20 protein-coding genes are annotated in these 23,013 nt (G+C 59.9%); 12 read left to right on the top strand and 8 right to left on the bottom strand.

Features of this window, described 5'->3' with window-relative positions:
• Positions 1-7 precede the first annotated feature (7 nt).
• The 3 genes from DBP26_RS23770 to DBP26_RS23760 form a co-directional block, all read right to left on the bottom strand.
• On the bottom strand, positions 8-1,132 hold the full coding sequence (locus DBP26_RS23770) for an ABC transporter ATP-binding protein (RefSeq protein ID WP_108239966.1): 1,125 nt from the start codon (positions 1,130-1,132) through the stop codon (positions 8-10).
• A gap of 289 nt (positions 1,133-1,421) precedes the next feature.
• Positions 1,422-2,051: a response regulator transcription factor gene (locus DBP26_RS23765; protein ID WP_108239965.1), complete on the bottom strand. Its 630-nt coding sequence runs from the start codon at positions 2,049-2,051 to the stop codon at positions 1,422-1,424.
• Positions 2,048-4,042: a sensor histidine kinase gene (locus tag DBP26_RS23760; RefSeq protein WP_256601283.1), complete on the bottom strand. Its 1,995-nt coding sequence runs from the start codon at positions 4,040-4,042 to the stop codon at positions 2,048-2,050. Before DBP26_RS23760 ends, DBP26_RS23765 begins: the two co-directional genes overlap by 4 nt.
• Before the next feature lie 210 nt (positions 4,043-4,252).
• On the opposite strand from DBP26_RS23760, the gene DBP26_RS23755 reads away from it, so the two are divergent.
• Positions 4,253-5,224, top strand: a complete 972-nt coding sequence (locus DBP26_RS23755; protein ID WP_108239963.1) for an alpha/beta hydrolase family protein — start codon at positions 4,253-4,255, stop codon at positions 5,222-5,224.
• A 33-nt stretch (positions 5,225-5,257) separates the two neighbouring features.
• Here DBP26_RS23755 and DBP26_RS23750 read toward each other — a convergent pair whose 3' ends face one another.
• Genes DBP26_RS23750 through DBP26_RS23740 form a run of 3 tightly spaced genes read right to left on the bottom strand, consistent with a single transcriptional unit; the run spans position 5,258 to position 7,756 of the window.
• The gene (locus DBP26_RS23750; RefSeq protein ID WP_108239962.1) at positions 5,258-6,025 is read right to left on the bottom strand and encodes a DnaJ domain-containing protein; all 768 of its coding nucleotides are present in this window, start codon (positions 6,023-6,025) and stop codon (positions 5,258-5,260) included.
• Positions 6,026-6,694 (bottom strand): N-acetylmuramate alpha-1-phosphate uridylyltransferase MurU, encoded by a 669-nt coding sequence (gene murU, locus DBP26_RS23745; protein WP_108239961.1) that lies wholly within the window; start codon positions 6,692-6,694, stop codon positions 6,026-6,028.
• Between the two features lie 48 nt (positions 6,695-6,742).
• Positions 6,743-7,756, bottom strand: coding sequence for a phosphotransferase (locus tag DBP26_RS23740; protein ID WP_108239960.1), 1,014 nt, complete (start codon positions 7,754-7,756; stop codon positions 6,743-6,745).
• 128 nt (positions 7,757-7,884) lie between these two features.
• Between DBP26_RS23740 and DBP26_RS23735 the strand changes: the two genes are divergently transcribed.
• The 11 genes from DBP26_RS23735 (at position 7,885) to DBP26_RS23685 (ending at position 22,058) form a co-directional block, all read left to right on the top strand.
• Entirely contained in the window at positions 7,885-10,662 is a 2,778-nt protein-coding gene (locus DBP26_RS23735) for an LPS-assembly protein LptD (protein ID WP_108239959.1), read from the top strand.
• Entirely contained in the window at positions 10,643-11,965 is a 1,323-nt protein-coding gene (locus DBP26_RS23730) for a peptidylprolyl isomerase (RefSeq protein ID WP_177411127.1), read from the top strand. The genes DBP26_RS23735 and DBP26_RS23730 overlap by 20 nt, the downstream gene beginning before the upstream one ends.
• Positions 11,962-12,951, top strand: a complete 990-nt coding sequence (gene pdxA, locus DBP26_RS23725; protein ID WP_108239957.1) for a 4-hydroxythreonine-4-phosphate dehydrogenase PdxA — start codon at positions 11,962-11,964, stop codon at positions 12,949-12,951. Before DBP26_RS23730 ends, pdxA begins: the two co-directional genes overlap by 4 nt.
• Positions 12,952-13,758 carry a 16S rRNA (adenine(1518)-N(6)/adenine(1519)-N(6))-dimethyltransferase RsmA gene (gene rsmA / locus DBP26_RS23720; RefSeq protein ID WP_108239956.1) on the top strand — a complete coding sequence of 269 codons (807 nt, stop codon included), beginning with the start codon at positions 12,952-12,954 and terminating at the stop codon, positions 13,756-13,758. It begins immediately after the preceding gene.
• 116 nt (positions 13,759-13,874) lie between these two features.
• The gene (apaG, locus tag DBP26_RS23715; RefSeq protein ID WP_108239955.1) at positions 13,875-14,255 is read left to right on the top strand and encodes a Co2+/Mg2+ efflux protein ApaG; all 381 of its coding nucleotides are present in this window, start codon (positions 13,875-13,877) and stop codon (positions 14,253-14,255) included.
• Positions 14,255-15,136 carry a symmetrical bis(5'-nucleosyl)-tetraphosphatase gene (locus DBP26_RS23710; protein ID WP_108239954.1) on the top strand — a complete coding sequence of 294 codons (882 nt, stop codon included), beginning with the start codon at positions 14,255-14,257 and terminating at the stop codon, positions 15,134-15,136. The genes apaG and DBP26_RS23710 overlap by 1 nt, the downstream gene beginning before the upstream one ends.
• Positions 15,137-15,189: 53 nt before the next feature.
• Positions 15,190-15,510, top strand: coding sequence for a thiosulfate sulfurtransferase GlpE (glpE, locus tag DBP26_RS23705; protein WP_108239953.1), 321 nt, complete (start codon positions 15,190-15,192; stop codon positions 15,508-15,510).
• Between the two features lie 287 nt (positions 15,511-15,797).
• Complete coding sequence (locus DBP26_RS23700; RefSeq protein WP_108239952.1) at positions 15,798-17,720, top strand: PrkA family serine protein kinase; 1,923 nt, start codon at positions 15,798-15,800, stop codon at positions 17,718-17,720.
• 159 nt (positions 17,721-17,879) lie between these two features.
• Entirely contained in the window at positions 17,880-19,151 is a 1,272-nt protein-coding gene (locus DBP26_RS23695) for a YeaH/YhbH family protein (RefSeq protein WP_108239951.1), read from the top strand.
• Positions 19,148-20,710, top strand: a complete 1,563-nt coding sequence (locus DBP26_RS23690) for a SpoVR family protein (protein ID WP_108239950.1) — start codon at positions 19,148-19,150, stop codon at positions 20,708-20,710. Before DBP26_RS23695 ends, DBP26_RS23690 begins: the two co-directional genes overlap by 4 nt.
• A gap of 118 nt (positions 20,711-20,828) precedes the next feature.
• Entirely contained in the window at positions 20,829-22,058 is a 1,230-nt protein-coding gene (locus DBP26_RS23685) for a multifunctional CCA addition/repair protein (protein WP_108239949.1), read from the top strand.
• Between the two features lie 79 nt (positions 22,059-22,137).
• Here the strand turns inward: DBP26_RS23685 and folK are convergent, their stop codons facing one another.
• Together folK and folB are read right to left on the bottom strand one after the other, a co-directional pair.
• Positions 22,138-22,665: a 2-amino-4-hydroxy-6-hydroxymethyldihydropteridine diphosphokinase gene (gene folK / locus DBP26_RS23680; protein ID WP_108239948.1), complete on the bottom strand. Its 528-nt coding sequence runs from the start codon at positions 22,663-22,665 to the stop codon at positions 22,138-22,140.
• Positions 22,656-23,009 carry a dihydroneopterin aldolase gene (gene folB / locus DBP26_RS23675; protein ID WP_108239947.1) on the bottom strand — a complete coding sequence of 118 codons (354 nt, stop codon included), beginning with the start codon at positions 23,007-23,009 and terminating at the stop codon, positions 22,656-22,658. Before folB ends, folK begins: the two co-directional genes overlap by 10 nt.
• Positions 23,010-23,013 lie beyond the last annotated feature (4 nt).

The following is a 23,013-nucleotide window of genomic DNA, read 5'->3' as shown; positions in this document are numbered from 1 at the left end:
GGGTGAATCAATGCGCTTCCTGCAAAGGGTCCAGGGCACGAGCGTGCTCGACCTGCCATCCAATGGGCACAACGTCGCCAACGCTCAACGCCGGGTCCAGCTCGGCAATCGGTTGTTTGACGAAGAAATCGGTTTTGCCGGCGACTTCCAGGCGCACCCGGACGTGGTCACCCAAATAGATGAATTCCGCGACGCGGCCGGAGAAACGGTTCACGCAACTTTCGCTGCGACCGTTGAGGTTCACCCGTTCCGGGCGAATCGACAGGGTGACAGGGCTGCCCGCGGCGCCGACGTTGACGGCCAATGCTTCGACCTTTTCTCCGCGTCCCAGCGCCACCAGGCAACGGTCGCCGGTCTGGCTGAGCAAGGTGCCGTTGATGCGGTTGTTTTCGCCGATGAAGTTGGCCACAAAGGTGTTCCTGGGCTCTTCGTAGAGCGTGCGCGGCGGGGCGATCTGCTGAATTTCCCCTTGATGGAAAACGGCCACGCGATCAGACATGGTCAGCGCCTCGCCCTGGTCGTGGGTCACATAGACGACGGTCACGCCCAGACGCTGGTGCAGGTGCTTGATTTCCATCTGCATGTGCTCGCGCAGCTGTTTGTCGAGCGCACCGAGCGGCTCGTCCATGAGGACCAATTGGGGTTCGAACACCAACGCACGAGCCAGCGCCACGCGCTGTTGCTGCCCGCCGGACATTTGGGCCGGATAGCGGTGAGACAAGGTGCCAAGCTGAACCATGTCCAGCGCGCGTTTGACCTTTTCGGTGATATCAGTCTTGCTCAGACCCCGAACCGACAAGGGAAATGCCAGGTTCTCCGCCACCGTCATGTGCGGGAACAGCGCGTAGTTCTGAAACACCATGCCGATGTCCCGCTTGTGTGGGGGCACGTTGTTGATCGAGCGGCCTGCCAACAGGATTTCACCGGCCGTCGGGGTTTCGAAACCGGCGAGCATCATCAGGCTGGTTGTCTTGCCGGAGCCGGACGGGCCCAGCAGGGTGAGAAATTCGCCTTTGCGAATATCCAGGTTGAGGTCTTTGACAATCAGGGCTTCGCCGTCGTAGCTCTTTTGCACACCACGAAAGCTGACCAGAACATCATTCGCCCCAGCGCTTGAATCGACGTTGCTCATTACCCACACCTTTGTTTAATCAACCGTGGGAACAAGCCTAGATGAGGCTACACCCCCCGCAAATCGGGGCGCAGGAGAGATTCCCCTAGGTGAGCTGGAAGCTTCCGTGTAGGAATTCCCCTACACAGATGACGGAAACAGATATGTATTCAAAAAAGACAATTTTCCGCTCTTCCGCCCCATCGCGAGCACGCTCAATCGTAATGGGGATCGCGGTGACAGGTGGGCGTATGTCCGCTCGCGATGAGGTCATCACAGGCAATGACAAAGGTCGTTTTTAGACACGCCCTCAGACCAGCTTGTGCTCCATCGCGTACTTCACCAGCTCGGCCAGTGACGTGATGTTCAGCTTCTGCATCAAGCGCGCCTTATGGGTGCTGATGGTCTTGCTGCTCAAGGCCAACTGCTGGGCGATGTCGTTGACGTTGGCGCCCTGCGCAAGACGTTCGAATACCGAGAATTCGCGCTCGGACAGCAACGAATGCAATGGCCGGCTGTCGGTCAAGCCCACTTCGAACACCATGCGGTCTGCCAGATCCGGGTCGATGTAGCGTCCACCCGAAGCCACTCTTCGGATCGCCGTCAACAGCAATGCCGGATCGCTGTCCTTGGTCGCGTACCCGGCCGCGCCGATCTTCAACGCACGGGCCGCCATCTGGGCTTCGTCATGCATCGAGAGCACCAGGATGGCGGGAGGATTGCTCAAGGCGCGAATCCTGGGAATGGCTTCCAGGCCGTTGACCCCGGGCATGGAAATATCCAGCAGCACAACTTCGCATGGCGTCACACGCAAGGCTTCCAGCAATTGCTCACCGTTGCTGGCCTCCCCTGCCACTTGCAGGTCCTTGGCCAGGCCGATCAACTGCTTGATGCCTTCACGAACGATGGTGTGGTCTTCGGCGACCAATACACGAATCACTGCACTTGCTCCTGAGCGACCGGTTCCAGCGGAATGTAGATACGCAAGGTTGTGCCTTCTCCCAGCGTGCTGTCCAGATGCAATCGTCCGCCCATGATCAATACCCGCTCGCGTATCCCCACCAGGCCGAAGGATGCCGGACGCTCTTCGAGTGGGTCGAAGCCCTGCCCGTCGTCGGCGATGCTCATGCACAGCACACCGTCGCTCAGGCTCAGCTCCAGTTCGACCGTATGGGCTTCGGCGTGTCGCATTACATTGGTCAATGACTCTTGAAGAATGCGGAACAGGCCGATGGCCGTCGCGTCCGGTAAGGCAGGCAGGTTGTCCGGCACCTGGACGAGGCATGGGAGCTGCGTACGGGCTTCGAAACGGCGAGCCTGCCATTCGATGGCCGAGGCGATGCCTGCGTCGAGAATGGGCGGACGCAACGCTGTCGCCACATCCCGCACCAGTTGAAACAGTTGAGCAATCAGGCGCTTCATGCTGTTCAACCGCTCACGCAGGCCAGGGTCGAGATCGGCGTAAGCCAGTTCGCACATGGAAGTTTCCAGCTTCAGCACCGTCAACATCTGACCCAACTCATCATGCACTTCCCGGGCGATGCGCGCTTTTTCCTCTTCTCGGACGGTTTCCAAGTGCGCCGACAACTCTCGCAGTTGCTCGGCCAGCACTTGCAGGCGCCCCTCGCTCTCCTGCAGGGCAGCCAGGGAGCGCCGACGCTCGGTCACGTCGGTGATGAAGACCACCAGGTATTCGGCGTCGCGAAAGCGCAGAAAGCTCAGCGATACATCCGCAGGGAGAACACTGCCATCGGCGCGTACGCAATTACTCTCGAAGTTCTGCGGCGCGTCGTCGCTGGAGCGGGCGTTCTTCCAGAGGTTCAGCCAGCGATCCATCGTGAGGCTGGGCTCGAAGTCGATCAGGGGGCGATCCACAACCCCACCCCGTTCATACCCGAGCATGGTCTCGGCCGCCTTATTGGCATAGCGCACATGGCTGTCCCAATTCACCCACAGAATGCCCACGGTGCTTTGATCGATTGAAAACTGCGCCAGGCGAAGGGCTTCTTCGCTGGCCTGACGTTTGGCAATGTTCTCCCGGGCAGCCAGCAAGTCGCGTTCCAGGGTCTGCTGTTCCTTGCGTTGCCAGAACACGATAGCGGCGCTGGCGATCAGAAGCACCAGCAGCAACAGCGAAATGTTCTTCCAGAGGCCGGGCATTTCGCTGACCTGCGGGTACTTTGGCTGCAGCCATTGCGCATGAAGCTGGTCCAGATCCTTCGGCGCCACTGCACTCAGCGCCTGACTGATGATGTCGGCGAGAATGGGCATGTCACGGCGGGAGGCGACACGCAGCAACTGGGGAAAGCCAATGTCTCCGACCACGGCGAGCCCGGCGAACTCGCTCTCACGGGAAAGGCGGCTGAGCTGCGCTTCATCGACTACCGCATAGCGCGCCTGCTGGCTCAGCAATAGCTGCAGCGCCTGACGTTCAAGCGGCACGCCCTGCAGATTCAGATGGCTGTAGTTGGCGCGTAGGTAGTCGGCAGTGGTGCTGGGCATTCGAACCGCGATTCGCACTTGGCTATCGAGCTTTTCCAGATCCACAGCGCCTGAGCCGTCCCGCTCGCCGACGACCAACTGCGGCACCCGCATATAGGGATCGGAATACAGCCACATGCGCAATCCGGCTGGAGTTTGCGTGAGCCCCGGCGCGAAATCGATCTGCCCCTCAGCCAAGGCCTTCTCGAGCTCTGCCTGGTCATTGAAATTGCGCCACAACAACTCGACCTGCAGGGTTCTGGCCAGCAGATTGACCAAGTCGACATTGGCACCTGACAAGACTTGGGCCCGTCGGTCGAACTGTGCGTAAGGCGCTTGCAGCACCAGCCCGACCCGCAACTGGCCCCGATGGGTAAGCCACTCGCGTTGAGCGACGTTCAACGGATCGGGCGATGCGGCGGGTGCACCCGCCGATGCGGAGGAAAACATCACGCTCAAGACCATTGCCATCAAGAGCGCGACTGAACGGCCGATAACCCAAGGGCACCGCACAGGGATTCTCAACCTGTCTTCTCCACTTCTCTGAATGCTGATCAATACGTCGGTGCAGGGTGCGCCTGGCAGGCCCACTCACTTGCCTGACAAACCCTCCGGAACCCATTAGGCTGCCAGAATCGTTTCTGGCCTTTGGAATATTCGATGTCCTACACCGTCCGCGCAATGTTTCCCGCGATTTGCCTGACTCTGATACTACCTTTCTCGTCTCTTGTACGGGCAGCAGATCCCGCTCCGGCCAAGGACGCCCAACCGGCCGAAGCGCCAGTGGAACGCGCCACCTTGCCCTCGCGCAGCCAGGAAGACGCCATTGCGCTGGAACGTCAGGTGCCGAAGGCCGAGCAGGAGCAACTGCAAGCCGGTGACCAGACGTTCCTGGCGCTGTGGAAACCGGCCAATACCGACGACCCCAAAGGGGCGGTCATCATTGTTCCCGGCGCCGATGAGTCGGCTGACTGGCCGAACGCCGTAGGCCCTTTACGCCGCAAGTTTCCGGATGTGGGATGGGCCAGCCTGAGTCTGAGCCTGCCAGATGCGTACAACGACGGCATTTTCGCTCGCGCAGCGGATGCACCTGCAACCGAGGACAAGGCTGCCACCGACAAGGAAAAAACCAAAGCGCCCGATCCGACCATCGCCGCCGAAGCCGAGGCCAGCGCGGCCGCCGAGCAGGCCACTGCACAGGCTGAACTGGCCAAGGCAAATGCGGAAAAAATCTTCGCGCGCATCGACAGCGCGGTGGCGTTCGCCCAACAGAACAAAGCCCGCAGCATCGTCCTGCTGGGGCATGGCACGGGCGCTTACTGGGCGGCGCGTTATTTGAGCGAACGTCCGGCGCCTGCCGTTCAGAAGTTGGTCATGGTGACCGCTGTGGAGACCGTTCGCGACACGCCATCGCTGGCCGATGTGCTGCCCAGCCTCAAGGTCGCCACGGCAGACTTCGTCAACAAAGACAGGCCAGTGCCTCGGCAACAGGCACAGGACCGTCTGGACGCGAGCAAGCGAGTGAAGAACGCGCGCTTCACTCAAATTACCCTGAATGCCATTCCCGGGAACACGGCGATGGAGCAGGATCAACTGTTCCGTCGAGTGCGTGGGTGGCTGGAGGCAGAGTAGGCTGACTGACTGCCATCCCCCTGCCCGCCCCCTTCAAAACCCGCGTTTGTCGCGAATCACCGCATAGGCGTTATGCAGCTCGCGGGTTTTCTCGGTGGCATCGCGCACTTGGACATGGCTTGCGCCCGAGCCCGCGATCTTGTCCGGATGATGGCGGCTCAACAAGCGCCGATACGCGCGTTTGATGTGCGCGGGCTCCGAATCGGCCTTGACCCCCAACAAACGCAGCGCTTCCTGATACTCACCCCCACTGCTGGCAGGCGCCCGCGCCCTGTGATCATCTTCGGTGGCCGACAGCGCTTCGACGCGGTCTGCGGTCCAGCCCAGCCATTTGCCCCACAGGAGGATCAACTCGCGCTCGGTGCGAGACGCCCTGCCGTCCGCCCATGCCATGCGCCAGCAGGCACGCAGCAACCCTTCAGCCGCGTTGGGTTGAGGCTTCATGCGGGTCAGGTGAACACGCAGGTTGTCACGACCGTCCTTGCCGCGGTTGAAGGCCGCGATGGCGCGGCGTGTGGCGGGCTCGCTCAGGTCCAACCGACGCATTTCGACACGCGCCTGCTGAATATGACCATCGACGACGCGCCCCTCGCTCTTCGCGAGACGGCCGAGCAGGATGAAGATCAACTCGTCATCCCGAGGCACTTTTCGGCCGCTGGCCCGCTCGCGCAGCTCAGCCAGGCTTTGCACGTGCAGGCGGCGGTCGAGCGCCTGGCCCAATAGCGCGCCAAGCATTGCGCCAGGAATGCTGGCAATCGCGTACCCAGCTCCGCCACCGATCACCGTGAATGGCCAGAGCATCTAGGGCTTCACCGCGAGGATTTTCTCGACTTCCGCCAGCCGCTCGGGGGTGCCGACATCGACCCAGCGCCCGGTGAAATGCTCCCCGGTCACCTGGCCGCTCGCCATGGCGGCGCGAAACAGGGGCGCCAGTTTGAACGCACCCTCGGTGCAGCCGCTGAACAGCCGGGGATGGAGCACGGCAATGCCGCTGTAGGTCAGACGCGGCAGGCTCGCGTCGTCACGGACTTCACCGCCCACCAGCGCGAAATCGCCGGTCGGGTGGTGCACGGGGTTGTCCACCAGCACCAGATGCGCCAGCCCCCGGATCGGCGCATTCAGTGCCGTGTAGTCGCAGTTGGTCCAGATGTCGCCATTGATCACCAGAAACGGTTCATCACCGAGCAAGGGCAACGCCCGGAAAATGCCGCCGCCGGTCTCAAGCGGCTCGCCCTCCGGGGAATAGCGAATGCTCAGCCCTAGACGGTGACCGTCTCCCAGGTAGTCCTCGATCTGCTGTCCCAGCCAGGCATGGTTGATCACCACCTCGGTGAAACCTGCTGCCTTGAGAGCAAGCAGATGGTATTCGATCAATGGAACGCCCGCTGCCCGGACCAAGGGCTTGGGCGTGTGCAAGGTCAGGGGCCGCATGCGCTCGCCCTTGCCTGCCGCCAGAATCATCGCTTTCATGCAGCCCTCTTGAACACTGTGCTCACATCCATTCCTTCACGATGGCTTTCATTTGGGCTGCCCGAGGCTGGTCAGCAAATTGTTCAACTCCACCAACTCAGGGCGGCGGGCCAGCACCGCTTCTATATAAGAGAAGAAGCGCGAGACATCGGCGACATAGCGCGGCTTGCCATCGCGGTGGCAGATGCGCGCAAAAATGCCGATCACCTTCAGATGCCGTTGCACCCCCATCAGATCGCTGGCGCGATGAAACTCGCCGAACTCGTCCTGCACTGGAATCCCGGCCGCAAGGGCTTTTTCCCAATAGGTCCTCAACCAACCTTCGACACGCGCTTCCGGCCAACTGAGAAACGCATCCTTGAACAAACAGGTGATGTCGTAGGTGACCGGGCCGTACACCGCATCCTGGAAATCCAGCACCCCTGGGTTAGGGTCACTGATCATCAGGTTGCGCGGCATGAAGTCGCGATGCACCAACACCTTGGGTTGCGCCAAGGCACTGTCGATCAACAGATCGCTCACTCGGTTCCAGCTGGCTTGCTGCGACGCGTCGAACTCGATGCCCAGATGACGCTTCACATACCACTCGGGAAAGAGTTCCAGTTCCCGGCGCAACAGCGCCACGTCATAGACAGGGAGCGTCGCTTCCATGGGCAACCGCTGATACGCCAGCAGCGCCTCGATGGCATCGGCGAACAACCGATCCGCATTCTGTTCGTCGATCACGTCGAGGTAGGTTTGCCGACCCAAATCGTTGAGCAGAAGAAAGCCCTGATTCAGGTCTTCGGCATAAATTTTCGGAACATTAATTCCGGAGCTGCTCAATAAATGAGCAATATCCACGAACGGTTTACAGTTTTCCTGCGGCGGCGGCGCATCCATCACAATAAAAGTGCGACCTTCGCCTTCCCAGCGGAAGTAACGGCGGAAACTGGCGTCGCTGCTGGCCGCAGTCAACGTGGCCGGGGGTATCGCGCCCCAGCCTTGGGCTGCGAACACTTCTGGCAACTGCTCATCGAGCCAAACTTTCAGGTGTTGCAGGCGTACATCTTGATCTGGCATTACAAGGGTCTCCGACGGCGCTAGCCGTCAAGCGGGTCATGCTTTATTATCCGACATCTTTTTCAGCCCATCGAGAGGCGTGCGGCCCCCCGCGGGCAGATGGCGCGCAGGAAGCCCGGACTAATAAGATGGCATTGAAATCCCCCGCGTTTCGTAAAAAATTTCCGTTGCTGGTAACTGGCAGTCTGCTGGCGATGCAACCTCTGGCCACCCAGTTCGTGTTTGCTGCTGAACAGTTCGACTGTGCGGCGTCGGCAACCGGTTCCTGGGATTGCTCCCCGAAAACCAATGCAGCCCAGTTGCCTCCGCGCCCTGTGCATGACGCCAACAGCGTGTCGTCCAACAGCAGCACGGCAACCGAGTCGACCGTCACCGAAAGCGGTGAGGTCGTGCCCAAAACGATGCTGGTCACCGAGGCCAAGGGCCGTGGCCTGAAATCCCGCAGCGCCGACTACAGCCACTTGGACTGGGTGCCTCGTGAAAAGCTGACCGCTGCTCAATTGGCCGAGACCGGCCCTTATTGCTCCGGCGCCTACATCGAGCCGATTCGTCCTGGCATGGACGACAAGACCGCCAAGAGCGACGCGCCGACCTTCATTGGCGCCAAGGCTTCCCGTTATCAGCAGGAAGAACAGATCGCATCGCTGGCCGGTGACGTCGTCATGCGCCAGGGGTCGATGCAGGTCGAATCCGACGAAGCCAGCCTGCATCAGGCCGAAAACCGTGGCGAGCTGAACGGCAACGTTCGTCTGCGCGACAACGGCGCCCTGATCGTGGGCGACCACGCCGAGGTCCAGCTGGACACCGGCGAAGCCAAGGTCGACAACGCCGAGTACGTGCTGCACAAATCCAACGTGCGGGGTAACGCGCTGTACGCCCGCCGTGCAGAAAACGCCATCATTCGGTTGAAGGACGGTACGTACACCACCTGTGAGCCAAGCAGCAACGCCTGGACGGTGAAGGGCAACAACATCACCCTGAACCCGGCCACCGGTTTCGGTACCGCGACCAACGCGACCCTGCGCGTGAAGGACATTCCGATCCTCTACACGCCATACATCTATTTCCCGATCGACGACCGTCGTCAGTCCGGCTTCCTGCCGCCGACCATCGGTGCCAGCAGCGACACCGGTTTCTCGTTGCTCACGCCTTACTACTTCAACCTGGCGCCGAACTATGACGCCACGTTGTACCCGACGTACATGGCCAAACGCGGCCTGTTGCTCGAAGGCGAGTTCCGTTACCTCACCAAGACCAGCGAAGGTCAGTTCGGTGCGGCTTACCTGAACGACGACAACGACGACCGCAAGGATCAGTCCGACTACAAAGACACGCGCTGGATGATCAACTGGCAGGATCGCAGCGGCCTGGACTCTCGCCTGTCGAGCAAGGTCGACTACACCAAGGTCAGCGATCCTTATTACTTCAAGGACCTCAAGAGCGGTCAGGAAGGCGTCAGCACCCATGACTTCCTGAACCAGCAGGGCCTGTTGACGTACCGTGGCGACACCTACACCGCCGGCCTGAACGTGCAGCAATATCAACTGACGACGGTGACCCAGATCACCCCGTACGGACGTCTGCCGCAACTCACGCTCAACGGTACGCTGCCCTACAATCCGGGCGGTCTGAAGTTCGGCTACGACACCGAGCTGGTTCGCTTCGATCGGGATCTGCGGACGGGTAATTACGTCAACGAAGACGACATCCCCGAGGTTCGACTGGACGAAAACATTGCCGGTCTGGCGCGCGCCAACGGCAACCGTCTGAACCTTGCCCCGTCGATCAGCTTGCCGCTGAGCGCGTCCTATGGCTACGTGACGCCGAAACTGAAATACGTCTATACCAAGTACGACCTGGACCTGGATGGCAAAGGCAAAGCGACCCTGCTGCCCGAAGAGCAGTTCGACAGTGGCGTCGACCGTTCCATCCCTGTATTCAGCGTCGACAGCGGCCTGTTCTTCGATCGCAACACCAACTGGTTCGGCAAGGACTACCGTCAGACGCTGGAGCCGCGTCTGTACTACCTGTACGTGCCTTACAAGGATCAGACCGACATCCCGATCTTCGACTCGGGTGAAACCACCTTCGACTACGCGTCGCTGTTCCGCGACAACCGTTTCGTCGGCAGTGACCGCATCGGCGACGAGAACAAGCTGTCCCTGGGTGTGACCAACCGCTGGATCGAAGACAACGGCTTCGAGCGTCAACGTTTGAGTGTCGGCCAGGCGCTGTACTTCAAGGACCGCAAGGTCCAGTTGCCGGGTATCGCTTACGAAGACCGCAAGGACGCCCAGTCCGACGTTTCGCCGTATGCGCTTGAGTACGACTACCGCTTCAACCGCGACTGGCGCCTTAACTCGACGTTCAACTGGGACCCGGACAGCCGCAGCACCCGCTCGGGCAGCGCGATGTTCCACTACCAGCCTGAAGACGAGCCGGGCAAGGTGTTCAACGCCGGTTACCGCTACCGCAACGACCAGGTCCGCTACGACCAGACGACAGGTCGCTGGACTGTGGGCGGTGGCGATGCCGTCCTGCCGGATGGGTCGGTCATCAAGGACTACTACAAGATCGAGCAGCATGACTTCTCGGTCATCTGGCCGGTCATTCCTCAATGGAGCGCGATTGCCCGCTGGCAATACGACTACAACCGCAGCCGCACGCTCGAAGCGTTCGGTGGTTTCGAATATGACAACTGCTGCTGGAAGCTGCGTCTGATCAACCGTTACTGGGTCGACTACGACGAGTCCACTCAAGAAGTGGCGCAGAACGAGAAAGGCGACCGCGGCATCTTCCTGCAAATCGTGTTGAAGGGACTTGGTGGCGTTGTTGGCCAGAAAGTTGAAAGCTTCCTCGACAAAGGCATCCAAGGTTATCGTGAACGTGAAGACCAAGCTTTCTGATTGTCTGCGCCCGCTGATGCTGGGCGCTCTACTCATCGGTACCGTGGCGCACGCTGAAGTGCGCCCCATCGACAAGGTGGTAGCCATCGTCGACAACGACGTGGTCATGCAAAGCCAGCTCGACCAGCGGACCCGCGAAGTTCAACAGACCATCGCCAAGCGTGGACAGGGCGTTCCGCCTGCCAGCGCGCTGGAATCTCAGGTCCTGGATCGTCTGATCCTGGAAAACCTGCAGCTGCAGATCGGCGAACGTTCGGGCATTCGTATCACCGACGAAGAGCTGAACCAGGCGGTGGGCACCATCGCTCAGCGCAATAACATGAGCATCGAGCAGTTCAAGGCCGCACTGGCGCACGACGGCCTGTCGTTCCAGAACGCCCGTGAGCAGATCCGCCGCGAAATGATCATCAGCCGCGTGCGTCAGCGTCGTGTCGCCGAACGCATTCAGGTCTCGGATCAGGAAGTGAAGAACTTCCTGGCATCCGATCTGGGCAAGGCGCAGTTCTCCGAAGAGTACCACCTGGCCAACATCCTGATTCCGACGCCGGACAGCGCCACGTCCGCGCAGATTCAGGAGGCAGCCGCCAAAGCCAAGGACATCTACGGCAAGCTGCAGCAGGGTGCCAACTTCGAGCAACTGGCCATCTCGTCATCGGCAAGCGAAAGCGCGCTGGACGGCGGTGACATGGGCTGGCGTAAAGCCGCCCAATTGCCGCCGCCCTTCGGTGACATGCTGAATTCGATGAGCCCTGGCGAGGTCACCCCACCGGCCCGTACGCCAGGCGGCTTCATCATCCTGAAATTGCTGGGCAAGCGCGGCGGTGACAACCAGACCCAGATGCGCGACGAAGTTCATGTGCGCCACATTCTGATCAAGCCGAGCGAGATTCGCAGCGAAGCTGAAACCAAGATGCTGGCCCAGCGTATCTACGACCGTATCCAGAACGGTGAAGACTTCGCCGAACTGGCGAAGAGCTTCTCGGAAGATCCGGGCTCTGCGCTCAATGGCGGTGACATGAACTGGGTGGACCCGCGCAACCTGGTGCCTGAGTTCCGCGATGTGATGAATGAAACGCCGCAAGGCGTGGTCTCCAAACCGTTCCAGACGCAGTTTGGCTGGCACGTGCTGGAAGTCCTGGGCCGTCGCGCCACCGACAGCACCAACCAGGCCCGAGAGCAACAGGCGATGACCGTGCTGCGCAACCGCAAATACGACGAAGAGCTGCAGACCTGGCTGCGCCAGATCCGCGACGAAGCCTACGTTGAAATCAAGCTGCCTGGCGCTGACCAGGCCGCCAAGTGAAGCCCCGGCGCTTCGCGCTGACACCCGGCGAGCCCGCCGGCATCGGTCCTGACCTTTGCCTGCTGCTCGCCGCGCAGTCCCAGCCCTACCCCCTGATTGCCATTACCAGTCGCGACCTGCTCCACGAGCGGGCCGCGCAACTCGGTGTGTCGGTCAACCTGATTGCCGTTTCCCCCGACGCCTGGCCGGATACGCCGGCGCAGCCTGGCAGCCTGTATGTCTGGGACACGCCGCTGCAGGGCCCTGTCGTGGCCGGGCAGCTGAATACGGCTAACGGCGCATTCGTGATCGAAACCCTGACCCGTGCGGGCCAAGGCTGCATCGACGGCCTCTTCGCCGGGATGATCACGGCCCCTGTGCACAAAGGCGTGATTAACGACAGCGGGCTTCCCTTTTCAGGCCACACCGAGTTTCTTGCCGAGCTGACCCGGACCGAACAAGTCGTGATGATGCTCGCCACGGGTGACCTGAGAGTCGCGTTGGTAACTACCCACTTGCCACTGCGTGACGTCGCAGACGCCATCACTGCCGAACGGCTGGAGCGCGTGACACGCATTCTCCACGCTGATCTCGTCGGTAAGTTCGGCATTGCCCAACCCCGTATTCTGGTGTGCGGGCTGAATCCTCACGCCGGTGAAGGGGGGCATTTGGGCCGCGAAGAAATCGACACGATCGAACCCGTTCTGGAGCGTCTGCGCAGCGAGGGCCTGGACCTGCGGGGCCCGCTGCCCGCCGACACGCTGTTTACCCCCAAGTATCTGGAGCACTGCGACGCGGTGCTGGCGATGTACCACGATCAGGGCCTGCCGGTGCTGAAGTACAAAGGCTTCGGCGCTGCCGTCAACATCACGCTGGGCCTGCCCATCATCCGCACCTCCGTGGACCACGGCACGGCGCTGGACCTGGCAGGCACCGGCAAAATCGACACCGGCAGCCTCCAGGTCGCTCTGCAAACCGCCTATCAGATGGCCGAGACCCGTAACTAAATGACTGAGCAATACCAACACAAGGCCCGTAAGCGATTCGGCCAGAACTTCCTGCATGACGCGGGGGTGATCGACAAGATCCTGCGCTCCATTCGCGCCAAGCCCGATGACCGCATGCTGGAGATTGGCCCTGGCCAAGGTGCATTGACCGAAGGCCTGCTGGGCAGCGGCGCGACACTGGATGTCGTCGAGCTCGACAAGGATTTGGTGCCGATCCTGATGGGCCACTTTAGCCATCTGCCGAACTTCAGCCTGCATCAGGGCGATGCGCTGAAGTTCGACTTCGGCACGCTGCACGCCGCTCCCCACTCGCTGCGCGTGGTCGGCAACTTGCCTTACAACATTTCCACGCCGCTGATCTTCCATCTGCTGGACAGCGCTCATCTGATCCGTGACATGCATTTCATGCTGCAGAAAGAAGTGGTCGAGCGTCTTGCCGCTGGCCCTGGCGGCGGCGATTGGGGCCGTCTGTCGATCATGGTGCAGTACCACTGCCGGGTCGAACACCTGTTCAACGTCGGCCCCGGTGCGTTCAATCCGCCGCCGAAAGTCGACTCGGCGATCGTTCGTCTCGTCCCTCACGAGAGCCTCCCGCACCCGGCGAAGGATCATCGCGTGCTGGAGCGCATCGTGCGCGAGGCCTTCAATCAGCGGCGCAAGACCCTACGCAATACGCTCAAGGCGCTCCTGACCAGCGAAGAAATCGCCGACGCGGGAGTGGACGGCAGCCTACGTCCAGAACAACTGGATCTGGCGGCATTCGTGCGCTTGGCCGACAAGTTTGCCGACAAATCCGTCGCGGGCTGATCCATTCAAGGGCATGTCCGGTCCGAACCCCATTGGTTTTTTACCCGCGACATGTCCTAGACTCTTCATCTCCGGGCTCTTCCGGCTTTTTCCGCCCAGCTTTCAAGGCCTTTTGCATGTCTGATCCTCGCTACCAGGTCGACGTCAGCGTCGTGACCCGTTTTCTCGCAGAACAATCGCAGCCTGAGCAGAACCGCTTCGCCTTCGCTTACACCATCACGGTGCACAACAACGGCGAGCTGCCCGCCCAACTGCTGTCGCGACACTGGGTCATCACCGATGGCGACGGCAACGTCGAGGAAGTTCGCGGCGAGGGTGTCGTCGGCCAGCAGCCGTTGATTCAGGCAGGGCAGAGTTACACGTACAGCAGCGGGACCGTCATGACCACTCAGGTCGGCAACATGCAAGGCAGTTATCAGATGCTCGCTGAAGACGGGACACGGTTCGATGCCATCATCGCGCCGTTTCGTCTGGCCGTCCCAGGAGCGCTTCACTGATGACGGTTTACGCAGTCGGTGATCTGCAAGGTTGCCTTGAGCCATTGAAATGCCTGCTCGACCGCGTCTCCTTCGACCCCAACCGCGACAAGCTGTGGCTGGTGGGGGACCTGGTCAACAGGGGGCCTCAATCGCTGGAAACCCTGCGCTTTCTCTATGGCATGCGCAACGCCATCGTCTGCGTTCTCGGCAACCATGACCTGCATCTGCTTGCAGCGGGGCGCAACATCGAGCGGCTCAAAAAAGGCGATACCCTTCGAGAAATCCTTGAAGCGCCAGACGCCAACGACCTGCTCGACTGGCTGCGCCAGCAGAAGCTCATGCACTACGATGCCGAGCGGGATATTGCGATGGTCCATGCTGGCATCCCTCCACAGTGGAGCCTGAAAAAAGCGTTGCGCTGCGCAGAGGAGGTCGAGGAAGCCCTGCGCGACGATAACCTGTTCGAGCTTTTCCTTGACGGCATGTACGGCAATGAGCCGGCGAAATGGGACAAGGACCTGCAGGGCGTCACGCGGCTGCGCGTCATCACCAACTATTTCACCCGCATGCGTTTCTGCACCGGCGATGGCAAGCTCGACCTCAAAAGCAAGGAAGGGTTGGACAGCGCCCCCGCCGGCTACGCCCCCTGGTTCAGCCACAAGGACCGCAAGACCAAAGGCCTGAATATCATCTTCGGCCACTGGGCTGCCCTGGAGGGACGCTGCAACGAGCCGGGGGTCTATGCGCTCGACACGGGTTGCGTCTGGGGTGGTGCGATGTCCATGCTCAATGTCGACACCCGGGAGATGCTCCGTTGCGACTGCGATGAGCAGGGGCATCCCGCAACGTTGAAAAAACCTGATTCGGTAGCCGTGCCCCAGGCATCGGACCGGCGTTAAAATCCTTTTTTCGTTCTCGGCCGTTCGAGAACCCAGGCCAAGGAGCCCATGCGATGACCGACTTCAAACGCATCCCGCCGGAGCAGGCCCAGGCGCTGCGCGAGCAAGGCGCCGTACTCGTCGACGTACGCGATGCACAGACTTTCGCCAACAACCACATTCCTGACTCGCACCATCTGGACAACCATTCCATCGCCGACTTCATCCGCGATGCCGACCTGGACAAGCCGCTCGTCGTCCTCTGCTATCACGGCAATTCAAGCCAGAGCGCAGCGGCCTATCTTGTAGGGCAGGGCTTCTCCGAGGTCTACAGCATGGACGGCGGATTCGAGCTGTGGAAAAACACTTTTCCAAGCGAAACCACGCAAGCCTGATCGAAAAATATTTTTCTGCGCGCAAGCCCGCGTCCTACGCGGCTTCGCGCGTCTAACTGACGAACGGTTGCCTCACATTCACACGCCTTCCTTCTTTCTGTGTGCGAATCCGAACTATCCTTGTGCTCAGGCCATCCGAATCAGGGGAGAGCCGGTACACCGGCGCGTGGGTCATCGGTAGCTACTTTTATGGTGTTTGGGGGGTAAATGACAGCTGAGTGATCGGCCGTCATCCAGCATCGACTGACGATCCGCCGCCGGCTCCACGTATCGAGCGAGGTGACGTCATGAGTATTTTTAGCCACTTCCAACAACGCTTTGAATCGACACGCCAGGAAGAGCTCTCGCTACAGGAGTACTTGGAGCTCTGCAAAACCGACCGCAGCGCATACGCCTCAGCCGCAGAACGCCTTCTGATGGCCATCGGCGAGCCTGAACTGTTCGATACGTCGACCAATTCCAGGCTGTCCAGAATCTTCTCCAACAAGGTCATCAGGCGCTATCCGGCGTTCGAGGACTTCCATGGCATGGAGGACTGCATCGAGCAAATCGTCTCGTACTTCCGCCACGCCGCCCAAGGCCTGGAAGAGAAGAAACAGATCCTTTACCTGCTCGGCCCGGTAGGCGGTGGCAAGTCGTCTCTGGCTGAAAAGCTCAAACAGCTCGTTGAAAAAATCCCCTTCTACGCCATCAAGGGCTCCCCGGTTTTCGAGTCGCCGCTGGGCCTGTTCAAACCTTCCGAAGACGGCGCGATCCTCGAAGAGGATTACGGCATCCCGCGGCGCTACCTGAACACGATCATGTCGCCATGGGCGACCAAACGCCTGGCCGAGTTCGGGGGCGACATCAGCCAGTTCAAAGTGGTGAAACTGTACCCGTCGATCCTCAATCAGATCGCCGTGGCCAAGACCGAACCGGGCGACGAAAACAACCAGGACATCTCGGCGCTGGTCGGCAAGGTCGACATTCGCAAGCTTGAGGAATACCCACAGAACGACGCCGACGCCTACAGCTATTCGGGCGCGCTGTGCCGGGCCAACCAGGGCCTGATGGAATTTGTGGAGATGTTCAAGGCACCGATCAAGGTGCTGCACCCACTGCTCACCGCGACTCAGGAAGGCAACTACAACAGTACCGAAGGCCTGGGCGCGATCCCCTTTACTGGTATTTTGCTGGCGCACTCCAACGAATCGGAATGGCACAGCTTCCGCAACAACAAGAACAACGAAGCCTTCATCGACCGTATCTACATCGTGAAGGTGCCGTACTGCTTGCGCGTCAGCGATGAGATCAAGATCTACGACAAGTTGCTGGTCAACAGCTCGCTGGCCAGAGCGCATTGCGCACCGGACACCTTGAAAATGCTGGCGCAATTCACCGTGTTGTCGCGTTTGAAAGAACCGGAAAACTCGAACATCTATTCCAAGATGCGCGTGTACGACGGCGAGAACCTCAAGGACACCGATCCGAAGGCCAAGTCGATTCAGGAATACCGTGATTCGGCCGGTGTCGACGAAGGGATGAACGGCCTATCCACCCGCTTCGCGTTCAAGATTCTGTCGAAGGTCTTCAACTTCGATCCGCATGAAGTCGCGGCCAACCCTGTGCATCTGCTGTATGTGCTCGAGCAGCAGATCGAACAGGAGCAGTTCCAGGCCGAAACCCGAGAACGCTACCTGCGCTTCATCAAAGAGTACCTCGCGCCGCGCTACATCGAATTCATCGGCAAGGAAATCCAGACGGCCTATCTGGAATCCTACAGCGAGTACGGCCAGAACATCTTCGACCGCTACGTGCTCTACGCGGATTTCTGGATTCAGGATCAGGAATACCGCGACCCGGAAACCGGCGAGATCCTCAATCGTGTAGCGCTCAACGAAGAACTGGAGAAAATCGAGAAACCCGCTGGCATCAGCAATCCAAAGGACTTCCGTAACGAGATCGTCAACTTCGTGCTGCGTGCCCGCGCGAACAATAACGGCAAAAACCCGACCTGGCTCGGCTACGAGAAGCTGCGGGTGGTGATCGAGAAGAAAATGTTCTCCAACACCGAAGACCTGTTGCCGGTCATCAGTTTCAACGCAAAAGCCAGTAAAGAGGATCAACAGAAACACAACGACTTCGTGACCCGGATGGTCGAGCGGGGCTATACCGACAAACAGGTGCGTCTGCTCTCCGAGTGGTACCTGCGCGTCCGCAAATCCCAGTAACGCAGCGACAAGTTGTGAGCTTCTAGCGGCAAGCTCAAAGCCATTCGGTAGGTTTGATAGCCCACCGTCTGGCTTGAGGCTTGTAGCTTGAGGTGGTGTTTGCGGTCAAAACTTGCAGCTTGCGGCTTATGGCTTGCAGCTCCCCCAAGGGGCCCTCGTATGAGTTATGTGATCGACCGACGTCTCAACGGCAAGAACAAGAGCACGGTGAACCGTCAGCGCTTTCTCCGGCGTTACCGTGACCACATCAAGAAAGCGGTGGAGGAAGCGGTCAGCCGCCGCTCCATCACCGACATGGAACATGGCGAACAGATCAGCATCCCCGGCCGCGATATCGACGAGCCGGTGCTCCACCATGGGCGGGGTGGCAAACAAACCGTGGTCCACCCCGGGAATAAAGAATTCACCACTGGCGAACGCATTGCCCGACCTCAAGGCGGGGGCGGTGGCAAGGGGGCTGGCAAGGCGAGCAACTCCGGCGAAGGCATGGATGAGTTCGTGTTCCAGATCACCCAGGAAGAATTTCTGGAGTTCATGTTCGAAGACCTCGAACTGCCCAACCTCGTCAAACGCAACCTGACCGGGACCGATACCTTCAAGACCGTTCGTGCGGGGATCAGCAACGAAGGTAACCCTTCGCGCATCAACATCATTCGCACGCTGCGCTCGGCCCATGCCCGACGCATAGCGCTTTCCGGCAGCAGCCGCGCCAAACTCAAGGAAGTCCAGGCCGAACTGGAGCGCCTGAAACGCGAAGAGCCCGACAATTTTGGCGACATCCAGGAACTGGAAACCGAGGCAGACCGGCTTCGCGCGCGCATCAAGCGCGTCCCTTACCTGGACACCTTCGACCTCAAATATAACCTGCTGGTCAAGCAACCCAACCCCAGCTCCAAAGCGGTCATGTTCTGCCTGATGGACGTATCGGGCTCGATGACTCAAGCGACCAAAGACATCGCGAAGCGCTTTTTCATCCTCCTGTACCTGTTCCTGAAGCGTAATTACGACAAGATCGAAGTGGTGTTCATTCGCCACCACACCAGCGCGCGAGAAGTCGACGAAGAGGAGTTTTTCTACTCTCGCGAAACCGGGGGCACCATCGTATCCAGCGCGTTGAAGCTCATGCAGGAAATCATGGCCGAGCGCTATCCCACCAACGAATGGAACATCTACGCCGCCCAAGCCTCGGACGGGGACAATTGGAACGACGATTCGCCAATCTGCCGCGACATCCTGATCAAGCAAATCATGCCCTTCGTGCAGTACTACACTTACGTCGAAATCACCCCGCGCGAACATCAGGCGCTGTGGTTCGAATATGAGCGCATCGGGGAGGCTTTCGCTGACACGTTCGCCCAGCAACAGTTGGTATCCGCCGGTGATATCTACCCGGTATTCCGTGAACTCTTCCAGCGCAGGTTAGTGACATGACCGGTAGAGAACAGAAACGCCAACCGCTTTCCACGGGCTCCGAGTGGACGTTCGAACTGATCCAGGCCTATGACCGGGAGATCAGCCGCATCGCCGAACGTTACGCTCTGGACACCTACCCTAACCAGATCGAAGTGATCACTGCCGAGCAGATGATGGATGCCTATGCATCGGTCGGCATGCCGCTGGGTTATCACCACTGGTCCTACGGCAAGCACTTCCTCAGCACTGAAAAATCCTACTCCCGTGGTCAGATGGGCTTGGCGTACGAGATCGTCATCAACTCCGATCCGTGCATTGCCTATTTGATGGAAGAAAACACCATCTGCATGCAGGCGCTGGTTGTCGCCCACGCCTGTTACGGTCACAACAGCTTCTTCAAAGGCAACTACCTGTTCCGCACCTGGACGGACGCCAGCTCGATCATCGATTACCTGGTGTTTGCCAAGCAGTACATCATGCAATGCGAGGAGCGCCACGGCATCGACGCCGTCGAAGACCTGCTCGATTCCTGTCACGCGCTGATGAATTACGGCGTCGACCGCTACAAGCGGCCTTACCCTATCTCCGCCGAGGAAGAGCGACGCCGCCAGAAAGACCGTGAGGAGCACTTGCAGAAACAGATCAACGATCTGTGGCGCACCATCCCGAAAAGCGCCAGCAAGAACGATAAGGAAGACAACGCGCGCTTCCCCGCCGAGCCTCAGGAAAACATCCTTTATTTCATCGAGAAGCACGCCCCGTTGCTGGAGCCCTGGCAGCGTGAAGTGGTGCGCATCGTGCGCAAGATTGCGCAGTATTTCTACCCACAGCGTCAGACCCAGGTCATGAACGAAGGGTGGGCGACCTTCTGGCACTACACCCTCATGAACGATCTGTACGACGAAGGCCTGGTCACGGATGGCTTCATGATGGAGTTCCTGCAGTCCCATACCAGCGTGGTTTTTCAACCCGGCTTCGACAGCCCTTACTACAGTGGCATCAACCCCTACACCTTGGGGTTCGCTATGTTTCAGGACATTCGGCGGATGTGCGAGCACCCCACCGACGAGGACCGCCGCTGGTTCCCCGAGCTCGCCGGGACCGACTGGCTGACCGCCGTGAAATTCGCGATGAGCAGCTTCAAGGACGAAAGCTTCATCCTGCAGTACCTGTCGCCCAAGGTGATTCGTGACCTGAAACTGTTCAGCATTCTGGATGATGACCAGAAGGACGAACTTCTGGTGCCAGCCATTCACGACGAGGCAGGCTACCGAACCATCAGAGAGACGCTTGCCGCTCAATACAACCTCGGCAACCGCGAACCTAATGTGCAGATCTACAGCATTGACCGCCGTGGTGACCGTTCGCTGACCCTGCGCCATCAACAACATGACCGCAAGCCCCTGGGCGACTCGACCGAGGAGGTGCTCAAGCACCTGCATCGGCTGTGGGGGTTCGACATTCACCTGGAAACACTGCAAGGCGATCAGGTCATGAAGACCCACCATGTCCCGCCGAGAGGCGAGCACGCAGACAGTGAATATCCCCGGCTCGACCTGGCCATCGTTCACCTTTGAGGGCGATTTGACCTGAGGGTCGCTGGCCAGTGAGTTGACCAGCGAACGAAGATAAAGCGGTTTGCACCTCCGCAAGCGCGACGTTAGGTTTATCCTGTCGCGCTCACGGAGGTTTTTTATGCAGATCTATAAAGTTGGCGGTGCCGTTCGCGATCGCCTGCTTGGCAAACCCGTGTCGGACACCGACTGGGTGGTGGTGGGCGCGACGGCCGACGACATGCTCATCAAGGGCTACCGCCCAGTGGGTACGGACTTCCCGGTTTTTCTCCATCCGCTCACGGGCGAGGAGTACGCGCTGGCGCGCACGGAACGCAAGAGCGGGCGTGGCTACGGCGGCTTCGTTTTTCACACCGATCCCGACGTCACGCTCGAGGAAGACTTGATTCGTCGTGACCTGACCATCAACGCAATGGCCGAAGACAGAGAAGGTCACCTGACCGATCCCTATCACGGCCAGCGCGATCTGGAAGCACGCCTGCTACGTCACGTTTCCCCGGCCTTCGCAGAAGACCCATTGCGCGTATTGCGTGTGGCGAGGTTTGCGGCTCGCTACGCAGCCGACGGTTTCACCGTTGCACCCGAAACCATGGATTTGATGCGTGAAATCAGCGCATCGGGCGAATTGGAAGCCCTGACGCCCGAACGCAGCTGGAAGGAAATTTCCCGCGCCCTGATGGAGCCAGAGCCCCAAGTCTTCATTCAGGTATTAAGGGATTGTGGCGCGCTCAGCGTGCTCATGCCCGAAGTCGATAAACTGTTCGGCATTCCCCAGCCTGAGGCCCATCACCCGGAAATCGACACGGGCGTGCACGTCTTGAGCGTCCTGCATCAATCGGCGCAACATCGCCAGCCACTCAGCGTCCGTTGGGCATGCCTGCTTCACGATCTGGGCAAAGGGCTGACGCCGGAAGAAGAATGGCCTCGCCACATCGCTCATGAGCAAAAGGGACTGAAGGCGATCAACGCCGTGAACACGCGCTTCAAGGTGCCGAAGGACTGTCAGGAACTGGCGCTGCTGGTCGGCCAGTACCATACCCATGGCCATCGCGCGCTGGAGCTCAAGCCCTCCACCCTCCTCGATTTGCTGCAAAGCTTCGACGTCTATCGCAGGCCGCAGCGCTTCGAGGAGTTCATCGTCGCCTGCGAAATGGATGCTCGCGGGCGCAAGGGCTTCGAAGAACGCAGCTATCCGCAGGCCCAATACCTGCGAGGCGCGGCTCAAGCGGCGCGGCAGGTAGCGGTTCAACCATTGCTGGACAAGGGGTATCAGGGGCAGGCGCTGGGGGAAGCGCTCAAGCGGGAGCGGCTGGACACATTGACGTTTTACAAAGCGTCATACCAGGCCTGACGCTGGCTGACGGACGAACCTTCGATCTCGGCGAGCATGCCGACGACAGGCATGCCCTCCCCCGTAGCAGTCGTGCCCGCTAGCTTGCAGAAAGAAGCGTGTCCGGTGTCAGCGCCTGGCCTCGCCAGTCGAACGCCACCGGCCACAATTGTTGGTCAATTCGGGCGTTTTCCCACAGTTGCGCGAACGTCTGCCCGACTTCGGGATGAACCTTCTCCGGCGCAATCAGCGAGAGCGGCCACAAGACAAAGGCATTTTTCAAGATTTCGGCTCGCGGCAAGACCAGCCCATCGAAGTTGCCCACGTGCTCGTCGTACAGCAGCACGTCGATGTCCAGCGGCAAACCTTTGCGATCCGGGGCATAGCGGCCATTGTCGGCTTCGATGAATTTCAGCCGACGATCCAGCGCCATCAACGGCAGATCGGTCAGCGCTGAAACCACCAGATTGAAGAACGGCCCGCTCTTGATTCCCACCGGATGACTCTCGAACACCGGCGAGCAGGACATGTCTTGCAGAAACCCTGAAAGCGCATCAAGCCCGGCATTCAGGTGACGGTGCCGGTCAATGTTACTGCCCAGCCCGAGGAAAACGCGTGTCAGCGGCATCCGCGCTCGATCTCCACACCCACGCCCTTGGCAGCCGCAACGGCGCCCGGCTTGGTCAATTTCAGATGCAGCCAGGGTATGTTGAACTCGCTCATCAACACCTCGGCCAGTCGCTCGGCGAAGGTTTCCACCAGCTGGAATTGCGAAGCGTCGGCGAACGCCTGGATGCGTGCGCTCACGCTGGCGTAATCCAAGGCCTTGCTCAAATCATCGCCCGCAGCGGCCGGACGGTTGTCCCAGGCAAAACTCAGGTCCAGACGCAGAACCTGGCGAATGCCACGCTCCCAGTCGTAGGCGCCAATCACCGTGTCGACCTCCAGACCCTCAATGAAAACTCTGTCCAAGCCT

Source organism: Pseudomonas sp. RIT409 (assembly GCF_003052515.2).
Lineage (GTDB): Bacteria > Pseudomonadota > Gammaproteobacteria > Pseudomonadales > Pseudomonadaceae > Aquipseudomonas.
Note: the sequence above shows the minus strand (reverse complement) of the source record. Positions and strands in the feature narration are given on the sequence as shown.

Bases quoted from the DNA above. Each gene is read 5' to 3' on its own strand.
- DBP26_RS23770 (WP_108239966.1), bottom strand. From the start codon at position 1,132: ATGAGCAACGTCGATTCAAGCGCTGGGGCGAATGATGTTCTGGTCAGC.
- DBP26_RS23760 (WP_256601283.1), bottom strand. From the start codon at position 4,042: ATGTTTTCCTCCGCATCGGCGGGTGCACCCGCCGCATCGCCCGATCCG.
- DBP26_RS23755 (WP_108239963.1), top strand. From the start codon at position 4,253: ATGTCCTACACCGTCCGCGCAATGTTTCCCGCGATTTGCCTGACTCTG.
- DBP26_RS23750 (WP_108239962.1), bottom strand. From the start codon at position 6,025: ATGCTCTGGCCATTCACGGTGATCGGTGGCGGAGCTGGGTACGCGATT.
- murU (WP_108239961.1), bottom strand. From the start codon at position 6,694: ATGAAAGCGATGATTCTGGCGGCAGGCAAGGGCGAGCGCATGCGGCCC.
- DBP26_RS23740 (WP_108239960.1), bottom strand. From the start codon at position 7,756: ATGCCAGATCAAGATGTACGCCTGCAACACCTGAAAGTTTGGCTCGAT.
- DBP26_RS23735 (WP_108239959.1), top strand. From the start codon at position 7,885: ATGGCATTGAAATCCCCCGCGTTTCGTAAAAAATTTCCGTTGCTGGTA.
- rsmA (WP_108239956.1), top strand. From the start codon at position 12,952: ATGACTGAGCAATACCAACACAAGGCCCGTAAGCGATTCGGCCAGAAC.
- apaG (WP_108239955.1), top strand. From the start codon at position 13,875: ATGTCTGATCCTCGCTACCAGGTCGACGTCAGCGTCGTGACCCGTTTT.
- DBP26_RS23710 (WP_108239954.1), top strand. From the start codon at position 14,255: ATGACGGTTTACGCAGTCGGTGATCTGCAAGGTTGCCTTGAGCCATTG.
- glpE (WP_108239953.1), top strand. From the start codon at position 15,190: ATGACCGACTTCAAACGCATCCCGCCGGAGCAGGCCCAGGCGCTGCGC.
- DBP26_RS23700 (WP_108239952.1), top strand. From the start codon at position 15,798: ATGAGTATTTTTAGCCACTTCCAACAACGCTTTGAATCGACACGCCAG.
- DBP26_RS23695 (WP_108239951.1), top strand. From the start codon at position 17,880: ATGAGTTATGTGATCGACCGACGTCTCAACGGCAAGAACAAGAGCACG.
- DBP26_RS23690 (WP_108239950.1), top strand. From the start codon at position 19,148: ATGACCGGTAGAGAACAGAAACGCCAACCGCTTTCCACGGGCTCCGAG.
- DBP26_RS23685 (WP_108239949.1), top strand. From the start codon at position 20,829: ATGCAGATCTATAAAGTTGGCGGTGCCGTTCGCGATCGCCTGCTTGGC.
- folK (WP_108239948.1), bottom strand. From the start codon at position 22,665: ATGCCGCTGACACGCGTTTTCCTCGGGCTGGGCAGTAACATTGACCGG.